18 protein-coding genes and 1 tRNA gene are annotated in these 18,358 nt (G+C 67.6%); 8 read left to right on the top strand and 11 right to left on the bottom strand.

Annotated features, from left to right (window positions below; all coding sequences use genetic code 11):
• Positions 1 to 95: 95 nt before the first annotated feature.
• From CY658_RS04785 to CY658_RS04765, 5 genes are all read right to left on the bottom strand, one after another.
• Positions 96 to 185: transfer RNA gene (locus tag CY658_RS04785), tRNA-Ser, on the bottom strand.
• Positions 186 to 242: 57 nt separating this feature from the next.
• Positions 243 to 1,574, bottom strand: a complete 1,332-nt coding sequence (gene serS, locus CY658_RS04780) for a serine--tRNA ligase (RefSeq protein ID WP_101489084.1) — start codon at positions 1,572 to 1,574, stop codon at positions 243 to 245.
• A gap of 63 nt (positions 1,575 to 1,637) precedes the next feature.
• Positions 1,638 to 2,594, bottom strand: coding sequence for a threonine/serine dehydratase (locus CY658_RS04775; RefSeq protein WP_374221083.1), 957 nt, complete (start codon positions 2,592 to 2,594; stop codon positions 1,638 to 1,640).
• Positions 2,595 to 2,599: 5 nt separating this feature from the next.
• Positions 2,600 to 3,568, bottom strand: a complete 969-nt coding sequence (gene ispH, locus CY658_RS04770; RefSeq protein ID WP_101489083.1) for a 4-hydroxy-3-methylbut-2-enyl diphosphate reductase — start codon at positions 3,566 to 3,568, stop codon at positions 2,600 to 2,602.
• The gene (locus CY658_RS04765) at positions 3,565 to 4,008 is read right to left on the bottom strand and encodes an FKBP-type peptidyl-prolyl cis-trans isomerase (RefSeq protein WP_101490227.1); all 444 of its coding nucleotides are present in this window, start codon (positions 4,006 to 4,008) and stop codon (positions 3,565 to 3,567) included. Before CY658_RS04765 ends, ispH begins: the two co-directional genes overlap by 4 nt.
• A 107-nt stretch (positions 4,009 to 4,115) precedes the next feature.
• On the opposite strand from CY658_RS04765, the gene radC reads away from it, so the two are divergent.
• Together radC and CY658_RS04755 are read left to right on the top strand one after the other, a co-directional pair.
• The gene (gene radC, locus CY658_RS04760) at positions 4,116 to 4,793 is read left to right on the top strand and encodes a RadC family protein (protein ID WP_099792078.1); all 678 of its coding nucleotides are present in this window, start codon (positions 4,116 to 4,118) and stop codon (positions 4,791 to 4,793) included.
• Positions 4,793 to 5,452, top strand: coding sequence for a Smr/MutS family protein (locus tag CY658_RS04755; protein ID WP_101489082.1), 660 nt, complete (start codon positions 4,793 to 4,795; stop codon positions 5,450 to 5,452). Before radC ends, CY658_RS04755 begins: the two co-directional genes overlap by 1 nt.
• Before the next feature lie 130 nt (positions 5,453 to 5,582).
• On the opposite strand, the gene CY658_RS04750 is transcribed toward CY658_RS04755, so the two are convergent.
• From CY658_RS04750 to fabV, 4 genes are all read right to left on the bottom strand, one after another.
• Complete coding sequence (locus CY658_RS04750; protein WP_101489081.1) at positions 5,583 to 7,634, bottom strand: bifunctional 2',3'-cyclic-nucleotide 2'-phosphodiesterase/3'-nucleotidase; 2,052 nt, start codon at positions 7,632 to 7,634, stop codon at positions 5,583 to 5,585.
• Positions 7,635 to 7,774: 140 nt separating this feature from the next.
• On the bottom strand, positions 7,775 to 8,998 hold the full coding sequence (locus CY658_RS04745) for an NAD(P)/FAD-dependent oxidoreductase (protein WP_101489080.1): 1,224 nt from the start codon (positions 8,996 to 8,998) through the stop codon (positions 7,775 to 7,777).
• A 31-nt stretch (positions 8,999 to 9,029) separates the two neighbouring features.
• Entirely contained in the window at positions 9,030 to 9,449 is a 420-nt protein-coding gene (locus CY658_RS04740; protein WP_099792083.1) for a group II truncated hemoglobin, read from the bottom strand.
• A 26-nt stretch (positions 9,450 to 9,475) separates the two neighbouring features.
• On the bottom strand, positions 9,476 to 10,672 hold the full coding sequence (gene fabV, locus CY658_RS04735; protein WP_101489079.1) for an enoyl-ACP reductase FabV: 1,197 nt from the start codon (positions 10,670 to 10,672) through the stop codon (positions 9,476 to 9,478).
• 190 nt (positions 10,673 to 10,862) lie between these two features.
• Here fabV and CY658_RS04730 point away from each other — a divergent pair, with 190 nt between their 5' ends.
• The 5 genes from CY658_RS04730 (at position 10,863) to CY658_RS04710 (ending at position 15,013) form a co-directional block, all read left to right on the top strand.
• The gene (locus CY658_RS04730; RefSeq protein ID WP_095743982.1) at positions 10,863 to 11,690 is read left to right on the top strand and encodes an ABC transporter substrate-binding protein; all 828 of its coding nucleotides are present in this window, start codon (positions 10,863 to 10,865) and stop codon (positions 11,688 to 11,690) included.
• Between the two features lie 166 nt (positions 11,691 to 11,856).
• The gene (locus CY658_RS04725) at positions 11,857 to 12,552 is read left to right on the top strand and encodes an amino acid ABC transporter permease (RefSeq protein WP_101489078.1); all 696 of its coding nucleotides are present in this window, start codon (positions 11,857 to 11,859) and stop codon (positions 12,550 to 12,552) included.
• Positions 12,553 to 12,564: 12 nt separating this feature from the next.
• Complete coding sequence (locus CY658_RS04720) at positions 12,565 to 13,275, top strand: amino acid ABC transporter permease (protein WP_101489077.1); 711 nt, start codon at positions 12,565 to 12,567, stop codon at positions 13,273 to 13,275.
• Entirely contained in the window at positions 13,272 to 14,015 is a 744-nt protein-coding gene (locus CY658_RS04715; protein ID WP_062469108.1) for an amino acid ABC transporter ATP-binding protein, read from the top strand. The genes CY658_RS04720 and CY658_RS04715 overlap by 4 nt, the downstream gene beginning before the upstream one ends.
• A complete protein-coding gene (locus CY658_RS04710) occupies positions 14,012 to 15,013 on the top strand; it encodes an isopenicillin N synthase family dioxygenase (protein ID WP_101489076.1) in 1,002 nt (333 codons plus the stop codon). The genes CY658_RS04715 and CY658_RS04710 overlap by 4 nt, the downstream gene beginning before the upstream one ends.
• A 23-nt stretch (positions 15,014 to 15,036) precedes the next feature.
• Here the strand turns inward: CY658_RS04710 and CY658_RS04705 are convergent, their stop codons facing one another.
• Entirely contained in the window at positions 15,037 to 15,705 is a 669-nt protein-coding gene (locus tag CY658_RS04705) for an HAD family hydrolase (RefSeq protein WP_101490226.1), read from the bottom strand.
• A 95-nt stretch (positions 15,706 to 15,800) separates the two neighbouring features.
• Positions 15,801 to 17,141 carry an MFS transporter gene (locus CY658_RS04700; RefSeq protein ID WP_101489075.1) on the bottom strand — a complete coding sequence of 447 codons (1,341 nt, stop codon included), beginning with the start codon at positions 17,139 to 17,141 and terminating at the stop codon, positions 15,801 to 15,803.
• A 191-nt stretch (positions 17,142 to 17,332) separates the two neighbouring features.
• Between CY658_RS04700 and cyoA the strand changes: the two genes are divergently transcribed.
• The gene (cyoA, locus tag CY658_RS04695) at positions 17,333 to 18,358 is read left to right on the top strand and encodes a ubiquinol oxidase subunit II (protein ID WP_101489074.1); all 1,026 of its coding nucleotides are present in this window, start codon (positions 17,333 to 17,335) and stop codon (positions 18,356 to 18,358) included.

Here is an 18,358-nt window from a genome sequence, read left to right as displayed (position 1 = left end):
CCGGAACGCAGGGGCACAGAAACGGCTAAGGCCTTGATTCTGCGTGGGTTTCGGTGGGGAATAGACGAAAAAATAGCCCCTTGCGGGGCCATTCTTGGAGGAGAGGGAGGGATTCGAACCCTCGGTACTATCGCTAGTACGCCTGATTTCGAGTCAGGTACATTCGACCACTCTGCCACCTCTCCGGTGCTGTCGAGCCTCAGATTATAGCCAGAAAAATCTGACTTTTGACACTCTGAACCTCAACCGCGCAAAACTTCAAGGCCGCCGAGGTACGGACGCAACGCCGCCGGCACGTTGATCGAGCCGTCTTCGTTCTGGTGGTTCTCCAGCACGGCGACCAGCGCGCGGCCCACGGCCAGGCCGGAGCCGTTGAGGGTGTGCACCAGCTCGTTCTTGCCCTGGGCGTTCTTGAAACGAGCCTGCAGGCGGCGCGCCTGGAAGGCTTCGCAGTTCGACACCGAGCTGATCTCGCGGTAGGTGTTCTGCGCGGGCAGCCACACCTCGAGGTCATATGTCTTGGCAGCGGTGAAGCCCATGTCGCCAGTGCACAGCAGCACCACGCGGTACGGCAGCTCCAGCGCCTGCAGCACGACTTCGGCGTGGCCGGCCATCTGCTCGAGCGCGTCGTAGCTCTTCTCGGGGTGCACGATCTGCACCATCTCAACCTTGTCGAACTGGTGCTGGCGGATCATGCCGCGCGTGTCGCGCCCGGCGCTGCCGGCTTCCGAGCGGAAGCAAGGCGTGTGGGCGGTGAGCTTGATCGGCAGCTGCGCCTCGGGCACGACCTCGTCGCGCACGAAGTTGGTCAGCGGCACTTCGCTGGTCGGAATGAGGTACAGCGCCGAATGGTCGGGTGCAGCCTCGCCGTCCTGGCCGCCCTTCTTCGCGGCGAACAGGTCGCCTTCGAACTTGGGCAGCTGGCCGGTGCCGCTGAGCGTGGCGGCGTTGACCACGTAGGGCACGTAGCACTCGGTGTAGCCGTGCTGTTCAGTCTGCAGGTCGACCATGAACTGGGCCAGCGCGCGGTGCAGGCGGGCGATCGGACCCTTCATGACGGAGAAACGCGAGCCCGAGAGCTTGGCGCCCATCTCGAAATCGAGCCCCAACGGTGCGCCGAGGTCGACGTGGTCCTTGGGCGCGAAGGCCAGCGGTGTGGCGTTGGCGCCGGCGCCGCCCTTCGGGGCCCAACGGCGCATCTCGACGTTGCCGGCCTCGTCTTCACCGAGCGGCACGCTGGCGTGTGGCAGGTTGGGCACGGCGAGCAGCAGCGCGTGCAGTTCGGGTTGGATTTCTTCGAGGCGCTTGGATTGCGATTCCTGCTCGGCCTTGAGCGCGTTGACCTCGGCCATGAGCGCATCGACCGACTCGCCCTTGGCCTTGAGTGGGCCGATCTGCTTGTTCAGCGAGTTGCGGCGCGCCTGGATTTCCTCGGTGCGGGTTTGCAGCGTCTTGCGCTCGGCCTCGAGCGCAGTGAACGCCGAAACGTCGAGGTAGGGCTGGTTCTTCTTGCGTTTTTCGAGGCCGGCCACAGCGGAGGCCAGGTCTTTGCGGAGCAGGGTGATGTCGAGCATGGAGAGATTTTAGGTGGGCGCCCGGCCCGCGCCCGCCCTCCCCGCTCGCACGCCTGCGGCGACTCAGGCAACCGTGGCCGGATCGACGTTCGCCCCGCAGATGATCAGGCACACCTTCTCGCCCTCGCGCGGCACATAGGCACCGGTCTGCAGCGCCGCCAGCGGCAACGCGGCGGCCGGTTCCACGGCGAGCTTCAGCTCTTTCCACAGCCACTGCTGGGCGGCGCGGATGGATTCGTCGGACAGCAGCAGCGCGTCGCGCACCTGCTGCTGCGTGATTTCCCAGGCGATGGCGCCGATGCGGCGCGCGCCGAGCGAATCGGCTGCCACGCCGCTGACGTCCACGTCGACGGGCTCGCCCGCCTCGCGGGCGCGGAACAGCGTCGGGGCCTTCTCGGGCTCGAGCGCGACCACGCGGGCGCGCTGCTCGAACCAGCCGGCGAGGCCGCCGATCAGGCCGCCGCCGCCCACGCTCACGAGCACGGCGTCGGGCAGGCCGCCCTGCGCCTCGATCTCGCGGCCGAGCGTGCCGGCGCCGGCCACCACTTCGGGCTGGTCGTAGGCATGCGTAAGCAAGGCGCCGGTTTCCTTCTGGCGCGTCAGGCAGGCGGCCAGTGCGTCGGGGTACAGCTCGCCGACCACGACCACTTCGGCGCCCAGCGCCCGCAGGCGCGCGCGCTTGGCTTCGGGCGACACGCCCGGCAGGAACACCTGGCAGGGCACGCCCAGCGCCTTGGCGGCCGCGGCGGTGGCGATGCCGGCGTTGCCGCCCGAGGCGACGATCACGCCTGCGGCGGGGATGTCGTTGGCCAGCAGCCGATTCATCATGCCGCGGGCCTTGAAGCTGCCGCTGACCTGCATGTGCTCGAGCTTGAGCCAGACTTCGGCGCCGGGCGCGGTCACGCCGACGGCGGCGGCCGGCAGCTTCCACAGCGGCGTTTCACGCAGAAAGTGGCTGGCGCGCTCGCCCAGCCTGCGGGAGGCGCTCTCGATTTCGGAGCGCCAGTTGGTGTTTTTCATGAGATTCAGGAGATGTGCCCGAGGGGCGGAATGTCGTCGAGCTTGAGGCCCTTGGGAAGCGGGAACTTGATGGTTTCTTCGATGCCGTCCATCTTGCGCACCGACACGGCGCCGAACGCGCGCACGCGCTCGATCACCTCGTGCACCAGCACCTCGGGCGCCGAGGCGCCGGCGGTGAGGCCCACGCGCGACTTGCCTTCGAACCATTCGGGCTTGAGCTCGTCGGCCGAGTCGACCATGTAGCTCTCGGTGCCCAGGCGCTGCGCCAGCTCGCGCAGGCGGTTGCTGTTGGAGCTGGTAGGGCTGCCGACCACGATCACGAGGTCGACCTGCGGGCTCATGATCTTCACCGCGTCCTGGCGGTTCTGGGTGGCGTAGCAGATGTCCTGCTGCTTGGGCTCGCGCACATTCGGAAAGCGCGCGCGCACGGCGGCGGCAATCTCGGCGGCGTCGTCCACGCTGAGCGTGGTCTGGGTGACGACGGCGAGCTTCTCGGTCTGCAGCGGCGAGGCGTTGGCCACGTCGGCCACGTCTTCCACGAGGTGGATGCCGCTCGACAGCTGACCCATCGTGCCTTCGACCTCGGGGTGGCCCTTGTGGCCGATCATGATGAATTCGTAGCCCTCTTTCGCGAGCTTGGCCACCTCGACGTGCACCTTGGTCACGAGCGGGCAGGTGGCGTCGAAGATCGAGAAGCCGCGGTCGCGCGCCTCCTGCTCCACGGCCTTGCTCACGCCGTGCGCGCTGAACACCAGCGTGGAGCCGGGCGGCACGTCGGACAGCTCTTCGATGAAGATCGCGCCCTTGGCCTTGAGCTCGTTCACCACGTAGGTGTTGTGCACGATCTCGTGGCGCACGTAGATCGGCGCGCCGAACTTGGCGAGGGCGCGCTCGACGATCTCGATGGCGCGGTCCACGCCGGCGCAGAAACCGCGCGGCTCGGCCAGGAGGACTTCCTCGATGTTCGGGTTCATAGCACGCCGATCAGCTTCACTTCGAAAGTGACCGGTTGGCCGGCGAGCGGATGGTTGAAGTCGAAGCGCACGCCGGTCTCGTTCGACTCGACGACCGCGCCCGCGTAGCTGCCCGAGCCGTCGGGCGTGGGGAACTGCACCACGTCGCCGACGGCGTACTGCTCGTCGGGGTCGCCCATCTGGGCCAGCAGCTTGCGCGCCACCCATTGCTGCATGTCGGGGTTGCGCTCGCCGAAGGCCTCGCCGGCGGGCAGCTCGAAGGTGGCGTGCGCGCCCTCTTCCAGGCCCATCAGGCGCTGCTCCATGGCCGGCGAGAGCTCGCCGGTGCCGAGCGACAGCGTGGCAGGCTTGTCGGCGAAGGTGTTGATGATGTCGCCCGCCGGACCGGCCAGCCGGTAGTGCAGGGTCAGGAAGGAGCCGGAAGTCACAACTTGGGACATGGGTGCAGCAAAGGTGGGCAAAGAGGAGGGAGGTGTCCCGATAAACTGACCCTCATTTTAAGGATCGGGGCAACATCTCGCCCCGGCCAAGGTTTCAGCAGGGTTTCATGGCATTCAAGGATCTCCCTCTCGACGCCCGCCCACGCGAAAAGCTCATGGCGCGGGGCGCCGCCGCGCTGGCCGACGCCGAGCTGCTGGCGCTGCTGCTGCGCACCGGTGTCGCCGGCAAGAACGTGCTCCAGCTGGCCCAGCAACTGCTCGAACGCTTCGGCGGCCTGTCGGGCCTGCTGCACACCGCGCCCGACGACCTCAAAGAGGTCAAGGGCATGGGCGGCAGCGCCAAGCGCTCTGAACTCATGGCGGTGCTCGAGTTGGCGCGTCGCGCCATGGGCGAGCGCCTGAAGGAGCGCACGGTGTTCGACTCGCCCGAGGCGGTCAAGCAGTACCTGCAGCTGCACATCGGCTCGCGCCCGCACGAGGTGTTCGCGGTGCTCTTTCTCGACGTGCAGCACCGCCTGCTCACGCTCGAAGAACTGTTTCGCGGCACGCTCACGCAGACCAGCGTCTACCCGCGCGAGGTCGTCACCCGCGCCCTGCATCACAAGGCCGCGGCCGTGGTGCTGGCCCACAACCACCCGAGCGGCAGCATCGAGCCCTCGCGCGCCGACGAATCGCTCACGCAAACCCTTCGCGCCGCGCTGGCGCTGGTCGACGTGCGCGTGCTCGACCACGTCATCGTGAGCCCGGGCCAGAGCTTCTCGATGGCGGAACGGGGACTGATCTGATGGCTTCTTCCCGTCCTCCCGCCCTGAAAACCCTCGCCGACCTCAAGCAGGTGCAGCGCGTGCTCGCCGAAACCCGCGAGCGCGAAGCCGCCGAGGCCGCCGCGCGCGCCGCGGCCGAGCGCAAGCGCGCCGCCGAGAAAGACCTGTTCACGCGCGCCATCGGCGCCACCGAGCCGCTGCGCCGCAAGGCCTCGGTGCCGCTCGCGCCGGAACCACCCGCGCCCATTCCGTTTCAGCACCAGCTCGACGAGCAGCGCGTACTGCGCGAGTCGCTGTCCGACGAGTTCGACGTGACCACGCTGCTCGACGTCGACGACGCCATGAGCTTTCGCCGCCCCGGCATCGGCACCGACATCACGGCGCGGCTGCGCAAGGGCGACTGGTCGATCCAGGCGCAGGTCGACCTGCACGGCCTGCGCAGCGACGAGGCGCGCGAGGCGCTCGGTGGTTTCATCCGCAATGCCCACAAGCAGGGGCTGCGCTGCGTGCGCGTGGTGCACGGCAAGGGCCTGGGCTCGCCCGGCAAGCAGCCGGTGCTCAAGACCAAGACGCAGCGCTGGCTGATCCAGAAGAACGAGGTGATCGCGTTCGTGCAGGCGAAGCCAGCGGAGGGTGGGGCCGGGGCGCTGGTGGTGCTGTTGGCGCCTGTGCGGCGCTGAATTGCTCCCTCTCCCCTCTGGGAGAGGGTTGGGGTGAGGGCTGCGGCGCTTGCACTGACGCCCCGCCTTGTCGAGCGCACTTCCCTCACCCTATCCCTCTCCCCGAGGGGAGAGGGGACAAGATGGGGAACTACTTGCTCAGATCGACCTTGTAGACCGAGCGGCCCTTGCCGCTGTCATCGTCCGCCTTCAGCAACGAGATGTTCACGAGCCCCGCGTCCGTTGCCGCGCTCAGCTGCCCCTGCCCCGACGTGATCGTCACATTCCCCGCCGTCGTCACCTTCGTGAAACGCCAGCTGCGCGCCGCGCCGTTGGCCGCGCGCGTGATGGTCTTCTTCGCCTTGATGTACGCGATCAGCACGTCGCGGTTCGCATCGGGCGAGGCGTAGATCGTCGCGCGGCCGTCCAGCGCCGGAATGAAGCTCGCACCGCTGGTCGCACGGTAGTTGTTCGTGGCGATGACGAACTCCTTCGCCGGGTCGATGGGCGCGCCCAGGTACATGAGGTTCTTGATGCGGCTGCCCACGGCCTGCGTCACGTCGATCTCGTACTGCATGTCGGGCGTGGTGAACATGTCGAAGTTGTAGCCCGGGAAGGTGCTGATCAGCGGCTGGTCGGTCGCCAGGGCCGGGTCGATGGTGTTGAAGCGCTTGGCCGCGGCTTCGAGCCAGCCCTTGATCTCCGCGCCCGTCACCTTCACCGTATACACCGTGTTCGGGTACAGGTACAGGTCGGCGGCGCTGAAGATCGCGAGGTTGCCCACGGCCACGTCGGTGTAGTCGCGCCCGCCCTCGAAGCCCGACTTGAAGGGCGCGCTCACCGACAGCACCGGCAGGCTCGCGTACTGCGGCAGGTTGGCCTGGACATAGGTCTTCACGTAGTCGGCCTGCGCCTGGTTCACGATCTGGATCGCGCCCGGGTCGCCCACGTCGGCGAAGAAGGTGTTCATGCGGAAATCGGTGGTGCCGACCGGCGTCTTCACGTAGTCGATCGCGGCCTGGTGCTGGGTGTCGACCAGCGGCGCCACGCTCGGGTCGGCGTCGACATACACGGCCTTGCCCTGGCTGTCCTTGCCAGTTTGCGTGGAGCGCGCCTCGACCAGCGTCTTGCTCTTGTCGACGCCCCAGGCCTTGCCGTCCCACACGAGCTCGAGCTTCACGAGGCCCAGCGCCTTGCCCCACGAGCTGGGCATCACGGCCGGCACGCCGTTGACGGTGCCGGCGGCGTTGTCGACACCCGCCTGCGTGTAGCCGGGCTTGGCGCCGCGGTCGGGGAACAGGCCGTGCTGGTGGCCCATCATCAGCACGTCGATGCCGGGCACCTTCGACAGGTACAGGCCCGGGCTTTCCATGGTCGGGGAGTACGGCGAGCCGTCGAGGCCGCCGTGCTGCAGCGCGACGACGATGTCGGCGCCCTTCTCGCGCAACTCGGGCACGTAGCGCTTCGCGGCCTCGACCGCGCCTTCGGTGCGCAGCTTGCCTTCGAGAAAGCGCTTGTCCCAGTTCATGATGCCGGGCGTGGTGAAGCCGATCACGCCGACCTTCACCGGCACCGTCACGCTCTTGCCGTCAGGTGCCGTCGCGGTGAACTGCTTCGTGACGATGGTGTACGGCGCGACGAGCGGCTTGCCGCTCTTGAGGCTGTGCACGTTGGCCACCACCATCGGGAAGCTGGGGCCTGCGCATTTCTTGCTGCCGTCCACGCCCTCGACATCGAGGCCGCCACCGAGCACCTGGTTGAGGAAGTCCAGGCCGTAGTTGAACTCGTGGTTGCCCAGCGTGCCGGCGTCGTAGCCGGTGGCGTTCATCACCTTGTACATCGACAGCGGCTGCGTGCACGGGATGCGGCTGATCAGCGCCTCGTAGTCGGCCAGCGCGGTGCCCTGGATGGTGTCGCCGTTGTCGAACAGCATGGTGTTCGCGAACTCCTTGCGCGCGGCGTTGATGAGCGTGGCGGTGCGCTCGTAGCCGTACGACTTGTCTTCGGCGAGCTTGAAGTAGTCGTAGCTGCGCACGTTGAAGTGCAGGTCGGTCGTTTCGAGCAGCGCGACCGTGGTGCGCGTGCCCGCCGCCACGGGTGCCGGCGCAGGGGGCGGAACGATCGGCGGGAAGGTGGTGCCGCCCCCGTTGCCACCGCCACAGGCGGTGAGCACGGCGGTCAGTACGGCGGCACAGGTGGACATGGGGCGAGGCGCGCAAGCGACGCAGCCACTGCGTTGTTCATCGAGAGGTCTCCCTACGGATATGAGGAAGGCCAGTCTCCGAAAGCAGGGTGACAGACCGGTGAATCCGGGCCTGCCGTGCAGCGCCGTTGCGACAGCAGTTACGCCAGGTGATTCTTTAGTGGTATCGCCGCATCCGCCACCGCGTCGGGCGCGGGGCTGCGGCCCGCTTCGAGCAGCTTGCGGCTCATCATGTGATCGACCGGCGCGTTCACCGATTCGACGCACACGAGCTGGCCGTCGACGTAGTGGAACAGCGAGAACGCCTCGGGCTTCGGCCCCGCGCGGCGCACGCTCACCAGGCCCGGCGTGCCTTCGGCCGGCATGAGGCCGGCCATCTGCAGCCGCAGGCCGCCCTGGTCGGACCAGAACCACGCGACCGCGTCGTGATCGCGTGCGGCGCCGGTCAGCGTGGCCACGGCGGTGCGTGCCTGGTCGTTCGCGTTCTGCACCGATTCGAGCCGCAGCGCGCGGCCCGCGCGGCGGTCGGGGAAGCGCGTGCAATCGCCCACCGCGAGCACGTCGGCCGCGCTGGTCTGCATGTGGCCGTCGACCACGATGCCGTCCGCGCACTCGATGCCTGCGGCTTGTGCGAGCGCGGTCTCGGGCACGGCGCCGATGCCCAGCAACAGCAGGTCGATCGGTTGCTTCGTGCCGTTGACTTCGACCGACACGAGCCGGTCGCCCACGACCTCGAAGGCGCCGGTCTGCGCGCCCAGCACGATGTCGATGCCGGCGGCGCGGTGCGTGGCCAGCACATGCGCCGACAGCTCGGGCGACACCGCGCGGCCCAGCAGGCGCGGCGCGCATTCGATCACCTGCACCGTCTTGCCGAGCGCCTTGGCGGTGGCTGCCACTTCGAGGCCGATGAAGCCCCCGCCCAACACCGTGACCTGCTGCGCATCCATCAGCCGCGTGCGCAGACGATGCGCCTCGTCGGCGGCGCGCAGGCTCGCGACGTTTTCGAGGCCCGGCTGCAGGCCGGGCATCTGGCGCGCGCGCGTGCCGGTGGCCAGCACCAGGCGCTCCCACGGCAGCACCGCGCCCGAACGCAGCGTGACGGTGTGCGCCTCGCGGTCGATGGCCACGGCGGCGTCGCCCAGGTGCAGCGTGATGCCCGCTTCGCGGTACCAGTCGGTGGCCTTGTGCGGCTGCGTGGTTTCTTCCGCGCTCTTGAGGAAGGCCTTCGACAGCGGCGGGCGGTGGTACGGCTCGCAGGCCTCTTCGCAGACCAGGTGCACGCGCGCGCCCTGCCCGGCTTCCGCCAGGCCCGCGCACAGCTGGGCCGCGGCGTGGCCGCCGCCGATGATGACGATGGAATTCATGGAGAACAGTCTTTCGGAAATCGTTGTCTGGTCACTCGCCGCGGTTGCGCATCCAGTCCGCGGTCTTGAAGAAGGAGTCCCTGAGACGCGCACGCAGGTCTTCAGGCACACCGGTCTCGCCCATCGCCTGGTCCATGCAGGCCAGCCACTGGTCGCGTTCCTTGATGCCGATGCTGTGGCCGCCGATGGCCTGCGGCATGTGTCGCGCGCGCAGCATAGGGTGGCCGAAGCGGTCGGTGTAGTGGGCGGGCCCGCCGAGCCAGCCGCACAGGAACCAGAAGAGGCGCTGGCGCGCGTTGTCCAGGTCGGTGCCGTGCACGGCGCGCAGTTGCGCGTAGGCCGGCTCGAGGTCCATCAGGTCGTAGAAGCGCTCGACCAGCGCCTCCACCTTCGGCTCGCCGCCGATCCATTCGAAGGGCGTGCCGGCGGGCGGTTTGTCTTGAATCTGCATGGGCGGGAGTATCCCCTCGGGGCGCTCTAGAGTTGGATCAGATCGGGAATGCCCACATCCGTGCTCACGTCGGCCGTGTAGTCCACGCCGTCGACAGCAAAGCCGAACAGGCGCAGGAACTCGGTCTTGTAGCCCGCGAAATCGGTCAGCTCGTTGAGGTTCTCGCCAGTGACCTGCGGCCAGAGTTCCTGCACGCGGGCCTGCACCTGCGGCGCCAGTTCCTTGTAGTCGGCGCGCAGGCGGCCTTCGTCGTCCAGGTGCGGCGTGGCGCCGTACAGGCTGTCGGCGTACAGGCCGTGCACCTGCTCGATGCAACCTTCGTGCGTGCCTTCGGCCTTCATCACCTTGAACAGCAGCGACAGGTACAGCGGCATCATCGGAATGGCCGAGCTGGCCTGCGTGACCACCGCCTTCAGCACCGACACGCGCGCGTCGCCGCCCTTGGCCGCCAGCTGCGCGCGGATGTCCAGCACCTTCTCGTCCAGATCCTTCTTGGCGGCACCGATGGAGCCGTTCCAGTAGATGTCGTGGGTGATCTGCTCGCCCAGGTACGTGAAGGCCGTGGTCTTGGCACCGTCGGCCAGCACGCCGGCCTGCTGCAGCACGTCGATCCACATCTGCCAGTCTTCGCCGCCCATGACGGCGACGGTGTTGTCGATTTCTTCCTGCGTGGCGGGCTCGAGCACCGACTCTTTCACGGCCCCGCTGTCGGTGTCCAGGCCGCGCAGCGTCACGGCCTTGCCGATGGGCTTGAGCACGGAGTTGAAGACCTGGCCCGTCTTCGGGTGCGTGCGGCGCGGCGCGGCCAGGCTGTAGACCACGAGGTCGACCTGGCCGAGGTCGGCGCGGATCGTGTCGATGGTCTGCTGCTTCACCGCGTCGGAAAAGCCGTCGCCGTTGATGCTCTTGGCGTAGCGCCCTTCGGCCGTGGCGGCGCGATGGAAGGCGGCGGTGTTGTACCAGCCGGGCGAGCCGGGCTTGGTCGCGCTGCCTGCGCGTTCGAAGAACACGCCCAGCGTGTCGGCGCCGCAGCCGAAGGCCGCGGTGATGCGCGCGGCCAGGCCGTAGCCGGTGGACGCACCGATCACCAGCACGCGCTTCGGGCCGCCCGCGATGGGGGGCTTGGCTTTGACGTAGTCGATCTGTTGCCGGACATTGGCTTCGCAGCCCACGGGATGGGTGGTGACGCAGATGAAGCCGCGCACGCGGGGTTGGATGATCATGAAAAGCTCGCTCGGTAAGACATTGGGGGGACGGCGGCGGGGCACGTCGCGGCGCCGCGAATTTAACCCAGCCGGCAACAGGCCGATTCATCAGCCCCATATGCATATGTCGATTGACGATTTAATAATCTTGGGTTTTATTGATATGGTTCCGGCCTGAATTTCACTCTGGAGAGAGGACGATCCCACCATGCGCCACACCCTGCTTGCCGCGGCCCTTGCCGCTTCCGCCCTGCTGACCGGCGTTGCCGCCCATGCGGACCAGCTCGCCGACATCAAGAAAAAGGGCGAACTCGTGGTCGGCGTGCTCGGCACCGACGAGCCCGCCACCTTCATCGATCCGAAGACGCGCCAGATCGTCGGCTACGAGGTCGACCTGGTGAACGCCATCGCGAAAAAGATCGGCGTGAAGCCGGTGCTCAAGCAGATCGCCGTGGCCGCGCGCATTCCCGAGCTGCAACAGGGCCACGTCGACCTCGTGGCCGCCGGCCTCACGCACAACAAGGAGCGCGAGGCGCAGATCGACTTCTCGCTCACCACCTTCGTCACCGGCCAGAAGGCCGTCGTGAAGAAGACCAGCGGCATCACCGACGTGCCGCAGCTCGGCGGCAAGAAGGTGCTGACCATCCGCGGCGGCACGCAGGAACCCAACATCCGCAAGGCCGTGCCCACCGCCGAGGTCGTGACCTTCGACACCAGCCAGCAGGCCTTCCAGGCGCTGCAGCAGGGCAAGGGCGTGGGCTACGTGGACGACGAGGCCGCGCTGCTGCGCAGCTACGCCAAGCTGGGCCCGCAGAAGGCGCAGTACGTGGTGCTCAAGCAGAACCTGAGCACCGAGTCGCTGGCCATCGGCATCAAAAAGGGCGAGAGCAGCCTGAAGGCCGTGGTGGACGACACGCTGCGCGAGCTCGAGAAGTCGGGCGAAGCGCAGAAGATCTTCATCAAGTGGTACGGACCGAACACGGCGTCGGGCTTCCAGACGCGCGACTTCAAGCTCGAGACCGACAAGATCGACTGAGCTGTCTTTTGACTTTCTCCTTCCCCTTCCGGGGGAAGGCCGGGATGGGGGCTGACAGCCTTCGCACAGGCCGCGGCGCATCGATCGCCGCCGTGCCCCCACCCCCACCCTCCCCCAGCGGGGGAGGGAGAAGATTCCCCTCGCGACGGTGATACTGTCGCCCCCCATGCCCCTGTTCGACTATTCGCTGCTGCTCACCGGCCAGTACCACGACATGCTGGTCGCGGGCCTGTGGCTGTCGCTGCAGCTGCTTGCGGTCTCGCTCGTCCTTGCGCTGCCGCTGGCGCTGGTGGTGGCGCTGCTGCGGCTCTCGCCGCTCGCACCGCTGCGCTGGCTCGGCTTTGCGTACGTCGAATCGATCCGCAACATCCCGCTGCTGGCCCACATGCTCTTCTGGTATTTCGGCGCGCCCGAGCTGCTGCCCGAAGGCATCAAGACCTGGCTCTACGAAGGCCACATCGAGGCCTACAGCGCGATCGTCGCGCTGTCGCTGTACACGGCGGCCTTCATGGCCGAGGACATCCGCAGCGGCATCCGCTCGATCCCGGCCGTGCAGTTCGAGGCCGGCCGCGCGCTGGGCTTCAGCTTCCTGGCCACCATGCGCCGCGTGGTGCTGCCGCAGGCGCTGCGCGTGACCGTGCCGCCGCTCATCTCGCAGACGCTGAGCCTGTGGAAGAACACCTCGATCGCCACCGTGATCGGCGTGGCCGAGCTGATGTACCAGGCCGGCCAGGTCGAGAGCGCGACCTTCCGCAGCTTCGAGTCGTTCGCCTTCGCGAGCGCGGCTTATCTGACGGTGTCGCTGGCCATCACCGGATTGGCGACCTGGTACCACCACCGCTTCCCGGTGCGGACCATCTGAGGTGTTGATGACATGCTAGAGATCATCAACGACTACTGGGTCTACTTCCTCATCGGGCAGTATCCGAACGGCCCGCTCGGCGGCCTGGTGCTCACGCTGCTGCTGGCTTCGTGCGGGCTGGTGCTCGCGCTGCCGCTGGGCATCGTGCTCGGCTTGGCGCGCGTGAGCCCGTGGCGCTGCGTGCGCTGGCCCGTCACGGCGCTGGTGTTCGTGGTGCGCGGCCTGCCGCTCTTGATGGTGATCTTCTGGGCCTACTTCTTCCTGCCCAGCGTCACGGGCGTGAAGACCGACCAGTTCACCACCATGCTGATCGCGCTCGTGATCTTCGATGCCGCCTACCTCGCCGAGATCGTGCGCGCCGGCATCCAGGGCCTGCCGCGCGGACAGATGGAAACCGCACGCGCGCTCGGCCTGAGCTACATCGGCGCGATGCGCCTCGTGGTGCTGCCGCAGGCGCTGCGCAGCATGCTGCCGTCACTCGTGAACCAGTTCGTCTCGACCATCAAGGAGACCTCGCTGGGCTACATCATCGGGCTGGCCGAGGTGTCGTTCATTGCCACGCAGATCAACACGCAGGTGTTCACCAAGCCGGCGCAGATCTACCTGATCCTGGGCCTGACCTACTTCATCCTGTGCTTCGGCCTCTCGCGCTTCGCCTACTGGCTGGAGCGCCGGCTCGCGCGCCGCGGCCTTCCCGCCGCGACCCTCAAGGTGCCCGCATGATCGAACTCCAACAAGTCAACAAGTGGTACGGCAGCTACCACGCACTGGTCGACGTGACCGAAACCATCCACAAGGGCGAGGTGGTCGTGGTGTGCGGGCCCTCGGGTTCGGGCAAATCGACGCTGATCCGCACCTTCAACCGGCTGGAGCCGATCCAGTCGGGCCGCATCACGCTCGACGGGCAGGACATCCACGCGCCCGGCCTGGACGTCAACGCGTTTCGCTCGCGCATCGGCTTCGTCTTTCAGCAGTTCAATCTGTTCCCGCACCTCAGCGTGCTGCAGAACTGCACCATGGCGCCGATGCAGCTGCACGGCCTCTCGCGCAAGGAGGCCGACGCGCGCGCGATGGCGCTGCTGGAGCGCGTGGGCCTTGCCAACAAAGCCAATGCGTGGCCCGGCGAGCTGTCGGGCGGCCAGCAGCAGCGCGTGGCCATTGCGCGTGCGCTCGCCATGAAACCCCCGCTGATGCTGTTCGACGAGCCCACCAGCGCGCTCGACCCCGAGATGGTCGGCGAGGTGCTGCTGGTGATGCGCGACCTTACGCGCGACGGCATGACCATGGTGTGCGTCACGCACGAGATGGGCTTCGCGCGCGAGGTGGCCGACCGCGTGCTCTTCATGGACCAGGGCCAGGTGCTGGAACGGGCCACGCCCGACGATTTCTTCAACCGCCCGCAGCATCCGCGCGCGCAGCAGTTTCTGTCCGACATCCGTTCGCCTTTTTCGAGAGACGCATGACCGACTCCACCCTTCCCCTCATTGACGCCGCCCCGCTCGTGGCCGGCGCGCCCGAACGCGAACGCGTGGCGGCGCAGATCGGCGACGCCTGCCGCGCGCACGGCTTCTTCTACGTGACCGGCCATGGCGTCGACCCAGCATTGATCCAGCGGCTCGAAGACCTGAGCCACCAGTTCTTCGACCTGCCCGAGGAAACCAAGATGCAATGGCGCATGGCCCTGGGTGGCCGTGCCTGGCGCGGCTACTTCCCGCGCGGCGGCGAGCTGACCTCGGGCCGGCCCGACTGGAAGGAAGGCCTCTACCTGGGCACCGAGCTGCCCGCCGACCACCCGCTGGTGCAGGCGAAGACGCCCGTGCATGGGCCGAATCTCTTTCCCGACGTGCCGGGTTTTCGCGAGACCATCCTCGCGTACATGGACGCCGTCACGCAGCTGGGCCACCGGCTGATGGAAGGCATCGCGCTGAGCCTCGGCCTGCCCGCTTCATATTTCGCCGAACGCTACACGGCCGACCCGCTGATCCTGTTCCGCCTCTTCAACTACCCGACACAGGCCGTGCCCGAAGGGCTCGACGTGCAATGGGGCGTGGGCGAGCACACCGACTACGGCCTGCTCACGATCCTGCACCAGGACACCGTGGGCGGCCTTGCGGTGCACACGCCGGGCGGCTGGATCGACGCGCCGCCGGTGCCCGGCGCCTTCGTCTGCAACATCGGCGACATGCTCGACCGCATGACCGGCGGGCTCTACAAGTCGACCCCGCACCGCGTGAAGCGCAACACCTCGGGCCGCGACCGGCTGTCGTTCCCGCTGTTCTTCGATCCGAACTTCGAGGCCCGCGTGCAGCGCATCGAAGGCCTGGCCGGTGCCGAGGCGCTGGACGACAGCGCCGAACGCTGGGACCGCGCCAACGTGCATGCCTTCAGTGGCCGCTATGGCGACTACCTGCTGGCCAAGGTGTCGAAGGTGTTTCCGCAGTTGCGCAACGAAGTGCTCTGAACTGAACGCGGGCCCTGACCGCGTCAGGGGAACCAGCGCGTCACATGCGGCACCGCATCGTGCAGCGAATCGAGCACATGAAAAGCCTGCGCGACGATCGCCTCGGGCGGGTGCTTGAGGTCAGGCACCACCACCACGCGCATCCCGGCGGCCAGCGCGGCCTTGGCGCCGTTCTCGCTGTCTTCGAAGGCCACGCAATCGGCAGGGTCCACGCCCAGCCGCTCGGCCGCGAGGCGGTACAGCGCCGGGTCGGGCTTGGCGCGCGCCACTTCGTCGCCGCCCGCGAAGGCCTCGAAGTGATGAAGCACGTCGAGGCTGCCCAGGCAGGCCGCGATCTGGCCGCGCGTGGACGACGAGGCGACCGCGCAGCGCGTGCCGCGTCCGCGCAAGGCGGTGAGCAGCTCGGCCGCGCCGGGCTTGATGGGAAAGAGCGGCCGGACGTCGCCTGCCAGGCGTTCCAGCTGCAGCGCGGCAGTCACTTGCGCCGCCGCATGCTGGTAGGCAGCAGCGCCACCGAGCAGAGCCGCCAGGATCTGCTTCGATTCGCCCATGGCGAGCCCCACGCATTGCAGGTACTGGGCGTGCGAAAGCTCGATATCGAGCGTGCGGGCCGCTGCGATCCAGGCGGCCATGATGGGGCGCTCGGAATCGATCAGCAGTCCGTCCATGTCAAAAATGGCGGCGGTGAACATCGAGGCGAATCCTAAGCGAGCGCGCACCGGTCCCGTGGCGGCCATGAAAAAAGGGGCCATCGGCCCCTTCGTTGGAGAAACGGCAACGCTGCCGGTCAGTCCCGCGCCAGCGCCCGGTTCAGCCCCAGCGCCGCCAGCGTGCCGAGCGCGCCCGACAGCAGGTAGATGCTCACGAAGGCCAGGCCGAAGTGGGCCGACAGGCCCAGGGCGACCAGCGGGGCAAAGGCCGCGCCGATGAGCCAGGCCAGGTCGGCCGTGAGGGCCGCGCCGGTGTAGCGGTACTTGGCTTCGAAGTTCGAGGTGACGGCGCCGGCCGCCTGGCCGTACGAGAGGCCCAGCAGCACGAAGCCCAGCAGGATGAAGATGTCCTGGCCGATGCGCCCGCCGTCGAGCAGCGTGGGCGCAAAGCCGCTGAACACCGCGATCATCGCGGCCAGCCCGCCGAGCGTGAAACGCCGTCCCACGCGGTCGGCAACCAGGCCCGAGGCCACGATCCCGCCGGCACAGAACACCGCGCCGATCATCTGCACCACCAGGAACTCGGTGATCGACTGGTCGGAGTACAGCGTGATCCACGACAGCGGGAACACCGTGATCAGGTGGAACAGCGCATAGCTGGCCAGCGCGGCGAACGCGCCGATCAGCAGGTTGGCGCCCTGCGAGCGGGTCAGCTCGACCACGCTGGTGGGCTGCAGTTCGCGCTCTTCGAGCAGGCGGGAATATTCTTCGGTCGCCACCAGCCGCAGGCGCGCGAACAGCGCCACGACGTTGATGGCGAAGGCCACGTAGAAGGTGTAGCGCCAGCCCCAGTCGAGGAAGTCGGCCAGCGGCAGGCTCGAGTACAGGTACGCGAACAGCGCGCTGGCCACGAAGAAGCCCAGCGGTGCGCCCAGCTGGCCCAGCATGGCGTACCAGCCGCGCTTGTTGGGCGGTGCGTTCAGCGCCAGCAGCGACGGCAGGCCATCCCACGAGCCGCCCAGCGCCAGGCCCTGGGCAAAGCGGAAGATCGACAGCAGCACGATGGCCGTGAAGCCGATGCTCGCGTAGCCCGGCAGGAAAGCGATGCCCGCCGTGGAGGTGCCCAGCAGGAACAGCGCAATCGTCAGTTTCGTCTCGCGCCCGAAGCGCCGCTGGATCGCCATCGAGATCACGGTGCCGAAGGGGCGCGCGATGAAGGCGAACGAGAAGATCACGAAGGCCCAGAGCACGCCTTCCAGGCGCTGCTCGAACGGGAAAAACACCGCCGGAAACACCAGCACCGAGGCGATGCCGTAGACGAAGAAGTCGAAATACTCGGAGGCGCGACCGATGACCACGCCGACCGCGATCTCGCCCGGGGCGATGCGCGAATGGTCGGCGTCTGCGGCGCGGGCGCCGCCTTCGGTCGGGTGCGGCACGGGCTGGGCGCCTTGTGGACTGATGCTGGACGTCGTCATCTTGCTGGCTGGCTGGCTGTAATTCGGGTGTCACGCCGGAGCGCGACACAGGGGGGAATTCTGGACACCCTGTAGCGTCTCATCGATTTGCGTTTACCGCCATAGGACAAAACGTCCAATAGGCGAAATCCCTTGGGCGGCGTAGATTGCAGGGTCATTTTTGCGCGGCCTTCGCACTCTCCTCTCCCGGCATGCACATCCTCAAGACCCTTCGCCGAGCGCTCCTGCTGCTCTCCGCCATTTTCCTGGCGGGCTGCAACACAGTGCTGTTGAACCCCTCCGGCGACATCGCCAACCAGCAGGGGCGTCTCATCATCGTCTCGACGGTGCTGATGCTGATCATCATCATCCCGGTGATCGCGCTGACCATCTTCTTTGCCTGGCGCTATCGCCAGTCGAACAAGGAGGCCACCTACAGCCCCGACTGGGACCACTCCACGCAGCTCGAGCTGGCGATCTGGGCCGCGCCGCTCCTGATCATCATCGCGCTGGGCGCGATCACCTGGATCAGCACCCACACGCTGGACCCGTACCGCCCGCTGAGCCGCCTGGACGCGCAGCGCCCGATTCCCGCCGAAACCAAGCCCCTGGTGGTCGAGGTGGTCGCGCTGGACTGGAAGTGGCTCTTCATCTACCCCGAGCAGGGCATTGCCACGGTGAACGAACTGGCGGCCCCGGTGGACCGCCCGATCAGCTTCAAGATCACGGCCTCGTCGGTCATGAACTCCTTCTTCATCCCCGCGCTGGCCGGCCAGATCTATGCCATGCCGGGCATGGAGACCAAGCTGCACGCGGTGATCAACAAGCCGGGCGAGTTCGAAGGCTTCTCCGCCAACTACAGCGGCGCGGGCTTCTCGGGCATGCGCTTCAAGTTCCACGGCCTGAGCCACGACGGCTTCGACCAGTGGGTGGCCAAGGTCAAGACCGGCAAAGAGGGCGAACTGACCCGCGAGCAATACAAGAAGCTCGAAGTGCCGAGCGAGCGCGAGCCCGTGCGCCACTACGCCGCGGTCGACCCTGCCCTGTACGACGCCATCCTGAACCTGTGCGTCGACCGCAACAAGATGTGCATGAAGGAAATGATGGCCATCGACGCCGACGGCGGCATGGGCAAGCCGGGCGCTTTCAACATCGCCACCAAGCAGGCCTGGCAGGCCGACTCCCTCGACACGCCCAAGCGCAAGTACGTCACCGCGATGTGCACCACCGAAGACTAA

This window comes from Variovorax sp. RO1 (assembly GCF_002849325.1).
Lineage (GTDB): Bacteria > Pseudomonadota > Gammaproteobacteria > Burkholderiales > Burkholderiaceae_C > Variovorax.
Note: the sequence above shows the minus strand (reverse complement) of the source record. Positions and strands in the feature narration are given on the sequence as shown.

Excerpts from the sequence above, each read along its gene's own strand:
- ispH (WP_101489083.1), bottom strand. The coding sequence starts at position 3,568 with ATGAACCCGAACATCGAGGAAGTCCTCCTGGCCGAGCCGCGCGGTTTC.
- CY658_RS04710 (WP_101489076.1), top strand. The coding sequence starts at position 14,012 with ATGACCGACTCCACCCTTCCCCTCATTGACGCCGCCCCGCTCGTGGCC.
- CY658_RS04765 (WP_101490227.1), bottom strand. The coding sequence starts at position 4,008 with ATGTCCCAAGTTGTGACTTCCGGCTCCTTCCTGACCCTGCACTACCGG.
- CY658_RS04775 (WP_374221083.1), bottom strand. The coding sequence starts at position 2,594 with ATGAAAAACACCAACTGGCGCTCCGAAATCGAGAGCGCCTCCCGCAGG.
- CY658_RS04715 (WP_062469108.1), top strand. The coding sequence starts at position 13,272 with ATGATCGAACTCCAACAAGTCAACAAGTGGTACGGCAGCTACCACGCA.
- CY658_RS04705 (WP_101490226.1), bottom strand. The coding sequence starts at position 15,705 with ATGTTCACCGCCGCCATTTTTGACATGGACGGACTGCTGATCGATTCC.
- radC (WP_099792078.1), top strand. The coding sequence starts at position 4,116 with ATGGCATTCAAGGATCTCCCTCTCGACGCCCGCCCACGCGAAAAGCTC.
- CY658_RS04730 (WP_095743982.1), top strand. The coding sequence starts at position 10,863 with ATGCGCCACACCCTGCTTGCCGCGGCCCTTGCCGCTTCCGCCCTGCTG.
- fabV (WP_101489079.1), bottom strand. The coding sequence starts at position 10,672 with ATGATCATCCAACCCCGCGTGCGCGGCTTCATCTGCGTCACCACCCAT.
- CY658_RS04700 (WP_101489075.1), bottom strand. The coding sequence starts at position 17,141 with ATGACGACGTCCAGCATCAGTCCACAAGGCGCCCAGCCCGTGCCGCAC.
- CY658_RS04720 (WP_101489077.1), top strand. The coding sequence starts at position 12,565 with ATGCTAGAGATCATCAACGACTACTGGGTCTACTTCCTCATCGGGCAG.
- CY658_RS04745 (WP_101489080.1), bottom strand. The coding sequence starts at position 8,998 with ATGAATTCCATCGTCATCATCGGCGGCGGCCACGCCGCGGCCCAGCTG.
- CY658_RS04740 (WP_099792083.1), bottom strand. The coding sequence starts at position 9,449 with ATGCAGATTCAAGACAAACCGCCCGCCGGCACGCCCTTCGAATGGATC.
- CY658_RS04725 (WP_101489078.1), top strand. The coding sequence starts at position 11,857 with ATGCCCCTGTTCGACTATTCGCTGCTGCTCACCGGCCAGTACCACGAC.
- serS (WP_101489084.1), bottom strand. The coding sequence starts at position 1,574 with ATGCTCGACATCACCCTGCTCCGCAAAGACCTGGCCTCCGCTGTGGCC.
- CY658_RS04755 (WP_101489082.1), top strand. The coding sequence starts at position 4,793 with ATGGCTTCTTCCCGTCCTCCCGCCCTGAAAACCCTCGCCGACCTCAAG.
- cyoA (WP_101489074.1), top strand. The coding sequence starts at position 17,333 with ATGCACATCCTCAAGACCCTTCGCCGAGCGCTCCTGCTGCTCTCCGCC.
- CY658_RS04750 (WP_101489081.1), bottom strand. The coding sequence starts at position 7,634 with ATGTCCACCTGTGCCGCCGTACTGACCGCCGTGCTCACCGCCTGTGGC.